Raw genomic sequence first — 5,588 nt, forward strand, 5'->3', positions numbered from 1 at the left:
TTAAGTTGTTGGTCGGCGGTCACCTACTCTCCCACACCCTCCCGAGTGCAGTACCATCAGCGTAACCAGGCTTAGCTTCCGGGTTCGGAATGGGACCGGGCGTTTCCCTGCTACTATCACCACCGACACACCTATCACGGTGCACAGACCCAACCATGTTGGGTGTGTTGTGCCAGACACTGCATAGTGGACGCGAACATACTTGTTCAAATTGTGTGTTACATAAGCGCTAAACATATCCCAACACCGTGTGTTTGGGGTGTTTGTGTCGGTAAATTAGTACCAGTCACCTCCAGTGGTTACCCACCTTCCAGATCTGGCCTATCAACCCCATAATCTCTAGGGAACCTCAACAGAAACCTCATCTCGAAACAGGCTTCCCGCTTAGATGCTTTCAGCGGTTATCCCTTCCGTACGTAGCCAACCAGCCCTGCTCCTGGCGGAACAACTGGCACACCAGAGGTACGTCCGTCCCGGTCCTCTCGTACTAGGGACAGCCTTCCTTAAGTTTCAACGCGCGCGGCGGATAGAGACCGAACTGTCTCACGACGTTCTAAACCCAGCTCGCGTACCGCTTTAATGGGCGAACAGCCCAACCCTTGGGACCTACTCCAGCCCCAGGATGCGACGAGCCGACATCGAGGTGCCAAACCATCCCGTCGATATGGACTCTTGGGGAAGATCAGCCTGTTATCCCCGGGGTACCTTTTATCCGTTGAGCGACACCACAACCACAAGTAGGTGCCGGATCACTAGTCCCGACTTTCGTCCCTGCTCGAGCTGTCACTCTCACAGTCAAGCTCCCTTGTGCACTTACACTCACCACCTGATTACCAACCAGGCTGAGGAAACCTTTGGGCGCCTCCGTTACATTTTAGGAGGCAACCGCCCCAGTTAAACTACCCACCAGGCACTGTCCCCAACCCAGATCATGGGCCAAGGTTAAGACATTCAATCCGATCAGAGTGGTATTTCACCAACGACTCCACCACAACTAGCGTCATAGCATCACAGTCTCCCACCTATCCTACACAAACCGAATCGAACACCAATACCAAGCTATAGTGAAGGTCCCGGGGTCTTTTCGTCCTGCCGCGCGTAACGAGCATCTTTACTCGTACTGCAATTTCACCGGGCCTGTGGTTGAGACAGCAGGGAAGTCGTTACGCCATTCGTGCAGGTCGGAACTTACCCGACAAGGAATTTCGCTACCTTAGGATGGTTATAGTTACCACCGCCGTTTACTGGGGCTTAAATTCTCAGCTTCGCCTTACGGCTAACCGGTCCTCTTAACCTTCCAGCACCGGGCAGGCGTCAGTCCGTATACATCAACTTCAACGTCTTCGCACGGACCTGTGTTTTTAGTAAACAGTCGCTTCCCTCTATTCTCTGCGACCCACACCAGCTCAAACACGCAAAGTGAATCACCAGTGTGGGCCCCCCTTCTCCCGAAGTTACGGGGGCATTTTGCCGAGTTCCTTAACCACAGTTCACCCGAACGCCTTAGTATTCTCTACCTGACTACCTGTGTCGGTTTAGGGTACGGGCCGAATATGCACATCGCTAGAGGCTTTTCTCGACAGTACAGGATCACAGAATTCACCCTTTACGGGCTACGCATCACGCCTCGAACATAAGAGGTACGGATTTACCAATACCTCGTTCCACACGCTTACACCACAATCCAATAAGTGGCTCATGCTACCTCACTGCGTCACCCCATCACTTAGCTACTACCAGATCAGGTCCCACGCACTCCACCACCACCAACCCGAAGGAAGGCGTGTGATCTTGTGGGTGGTTAGTATCACTGATTCACCATGGTCGCGCACACTCGGGTACGGGAATATCAACCCGTTATCCATCGACTACGCCTGTCGGCCTCGCCTTAGGCCCCGACTCACCCTGGGAAGATTAACTTGACCCAGGAACCCTTAGTCATCCGGCGGATGAGTTTCTCACTCATCAATCGTTACTCATGCCTGCATTCTCACTCGCACACACTCCACAACACCGTCACCAGGCTGCTTCAACGCGTGCACGACGCTCCCCTACCCAACAACACATACATGTCATTGCCGCGGCTTCGGCGGTGTACTTAAGCCCCACTACATTGTCGGCGCGGGATCACTCGACCAGTGAGCTATTACGCACTCTTTCAAGGATGGCTGCTTCTAAGCCAACCTCCTGGCTGTCTTCGCGACCCCACCTCCTTTTCCACTTAGCACACCCTTAGGGGCCTTAGCCGGCGATCTGGGCTGTTTCCCTCTCGACTACGAAGCTTATCCCCCGCAGTCTCACTGCTGTGCTCTAACTTCACCGGCATTCGGAGTTTGGCTGATGTCGCTAAGATGTTGGTCCCGCTAAACCATCCAGTAGCTCTACCTCCGGGAAGAAACACACAACGCTGCACCTAAATGCATTTCGGGGAGAACCAGCTATCACGGAGTTTGATTGGCCTTTCACCCCTACCCACAACTCATCCCCTCAGTTTTCAACCTAAGTGGGTTCGCGCCTCCACGACGTCTTACCATCGCTTCACACTGGCCATGGGTAGATCACTCCGCTTCGGGTCCAAGACATGCCACTATGTCACCCTCGTTAGGATTCGGTTTCCCTACGGCTACCCCACACGGGTTAACCTCGCGACATGCCGCTGACTCGCAGGCTCATTCTTCAAAAGGCACGCCATCACACCCATAAAGGATGCTCTGACGGATTGTAAGCACACGGTTTCAGGTACTATTTCACTCCCCTCCCGGGGTACTTTTCACCATTCCCTCACGGTACTAATCCGCTATCGGTCATATCAAGTATTCAGGCTTACCGAGTGGTCCCGGCAGATTCACAGCAGATTTCACGAGCCCGCTGCTACTCGGGTACAACAACCACCCACCCACAATGACCTTCATGTACAGGACTATCACCTGCTACGGTAGGCGTTTCCACACCACTTCCACTAATCATCGCGCGATGAGCCAGTGTCCGGCAGAACACTAACGCCATTGCCCCACAACCACCTACATGCAACCCCTGCCGGGTATCACACACATAGGTTTTAGCCATCATCCGCGTTCGCTCGCCACTACTAACGGAATCACAATTGTTTTCTTCTCCTACGGGTACTGAGATGTTTCACTTCCCCGTGTCACCCCCCACACCGGCTATATATTCACCGGTGGGTAACCACACATTACTGCGGCTGGGTTTCCCCATTCGGACATCCTCGGATCAACGCTTAGTTGGCAGCTCCCCGAGGCTTAACGCAGCCTCTCACGTCCTTCATCGGCTTGATATGCCAAGGCATCCACCGTGTGCCCTTAAAACAAACACTCCCACACCAACCCCACAAGGGAGCCGGTGCGGCGTTCGGATACTACTTATGCAAAATTACACAATAAAATAAAGATGCTCGCGTCCACTATACAGTTCTCACACAACACAACACCCACACCAGATAACACCCAACCCAAGGGTTGTGTATCGACGTTGTGAATGTCTGCTTTGGGAATAAACAATGTCATCCCAGACACCCAACAGCATGCCACCTATTTCCCCCCACGCCTGTGGGGTTGTTTGCCGACCAGGATCATGATCCACCCGATTAGTGTGTGTTGGTGGCAACCACATCCGGGTTCCAACACCAACAACCCAACACACAGACACAGTCCATGGTGGGTTACATTAAAGCTCCTTAGAAAGGAGGTGATCCAGCCGCACCTTCCGGTACGGCTACCTTGTTACGACTTCGTCCCAATCGCCGATCCCACCTTCGACAGCTCCCCCCCAAAGGGTTGGGCCACTGGCTTCGGGTGTTACCAACTTTCATGACGTGACGGGCGGTGTGTACAAGGCCCGGGAACGTATTCACCGCAGCGTTGCTGATCTGCGATTACTAGCGACTCCGACTTCATGGGGTCGAGTTGCAGACCCCAATCCGAACTGAGGCCGGCTTTGAGAGATTAGCTCCACCTCACGGTGTGGCAACTCGCTGTACCGACCATTGTAGCATGTGTGAAGCCCTGGACATAAGGGGCATGATGATTTGACGTCATCCCCACCTTCCTCCGAGTTAACCCCGGCAGTCTCTCATGAGTGCCCACCATCACGTGATGGCAACATAAGACAAGGGTTGCGCTCGTTGCGGGACTTAACCCAACATCTCACGACACGAGCTGACGACAACCATGCACCACCTGTACACCAGCCACAAGGGAAGCTACATCTCTGCAGCGATCTGGTGTATGTCAAGCCCAGGTAAGGTTCTTCGCGTTGCATCGAATTAATCCACATGCTCCGCCGCTTGTGCGGGCCCCCGTCAATTCCTTTGAGTTTTAGCCTTGCGGCCGTACTCCCCAGGCGGGGCGCTTAATGCGTTAGCTGCGGCACAGAAGACGTGGAAGTCCCCTACACCTAGCGCCCACCGTTTACGGCATGGACTACCAGGGTATCTAATCCTGTTCGCTACCCATGCTTTCGCTCCTCAGCGTCAGTTACTGCCCAGAGACCTGCCTTCGCCATTGGTGTTCCTCCTGATATCTGCGCATTTCACCGCTACACCAGGAATTCCAGTCTCCCCTACAGCACTCAAGTTATGCCCGTATCGCCTGCACGCCCGAGGTTAAGCCCCGGGATTTCACAGACGACGCGACAAACCACCTACGAGCTCTTTACGCCCAGTAATTCCGGACAACGCTCGCACCCTACGTATTACCGCGGCTGCTGGCACGTAGTTAGCCGGTGCTTCTTCTACAGGTACCGTCACATAAGCTTCGTCCCTGTCGAAAGGAGTTTACAACCCGAAGGCCGTCATCCCCCACGCGGCGTCGCTGCATCAGGCTTGCGCCCATTGTGCAATATTCCCCACTGCTGCCTCCCGTAGGAGTCTGGGCCGTGTCTCAGTCCCAATGTGGCCGATCACCCTCTCAGGCCGGCTACCCGTCGACGCCTTGGTAGGCCATTACCCCACCAACAAGCTGATAGGCCGCAGGCTCATCCCACACCGATAAAATCTTTCCACCCCCTGACCTACCAGGGGGTCGTATCCGGTATTAGACCCAGTTTCCCAGGCTTATCCCGAAGTGCGGGGCAGATCACCCACGTGTTACTCACCCGTTCGCCACTAATCCACCCTGCAAGCAGGGCATCATCGTTCGACTTGCATGTGTTAAGCACGCCGCCAGCGTTCGTCCTGAGCCAGGATCAAACTCTCCACAAAAGAAGACACACACCTACGTGTGTGTCAGGGCGTGAAAAGCCCGATAACCCAGCCAAACAAACAACCACACCCACCCACGAAAGGTAAGAGCGTGGTCTGGCTTGTTCAACCAAAAATAATGGTTAATCACTTTAAAACAATATTCCGGTTCCCGCTTGTCCCGACGGGGAAAAGCAGCATGGGAACCGGTGTGTCGTAAAAAAAATAACCATGCACACAATCAACCAGGCACCACAAGGGTGACCGGTCCATTATTTACAGTGGTAGGAGGTTATGCTCCCCCACCACCCGGCATGACCACCCCAACCTTGGTTGGGGTACGACAAACATAAAAATAAATGGCACACTATTGAGTTCTCAAACAACATTC

At 53.9% G+C, this 5,588-nt stretch carries 3 rRNA genes; all 3 read right to left on the reverse strand.

Features of this window, described 5'->3' with window-relative positions:
* Positions 1 to 10 precede the first annotated feature (10 nt).
* Positions 11 to 127: ribosomal RNA gene (gene rrf / locus H9627_RS13985) — 5S ribosomal RNA — on the reverse strand.
* A gap of 129 nt (positions 128 to 256) precedes the next feature.
* Positions 257 to 3,334: ribosomal RNA gene (locus H9627_RS13990) — 23S ribosomal RNA — on the reverse strand.
* Positions 3,335 to 3,698: 364 nt separating this feature from the next.
* Positions 3,699 to 5,218 (reverse strand): 16S ribosomal RNA (locus tag H9627_RS13995).
* Together the 16S, 23S and 5S rRNA genes form the textbook arrangement of a ribosomal RNA operon.
* Between the last annotated feature and the right edge of the window lie 370 nt (positions 5,219 to 5,588).

It is taken from the genome of Corynebacterium gallinarum (assembly GCF_014837045.1).
GTDB classification, from domain to species: Bacteria; Actinomycetota; Actinomycetes; order Mycobacteriales; family Mycobacteriaceae; genus Corynebacterium; species Corynebacterium gallinarum.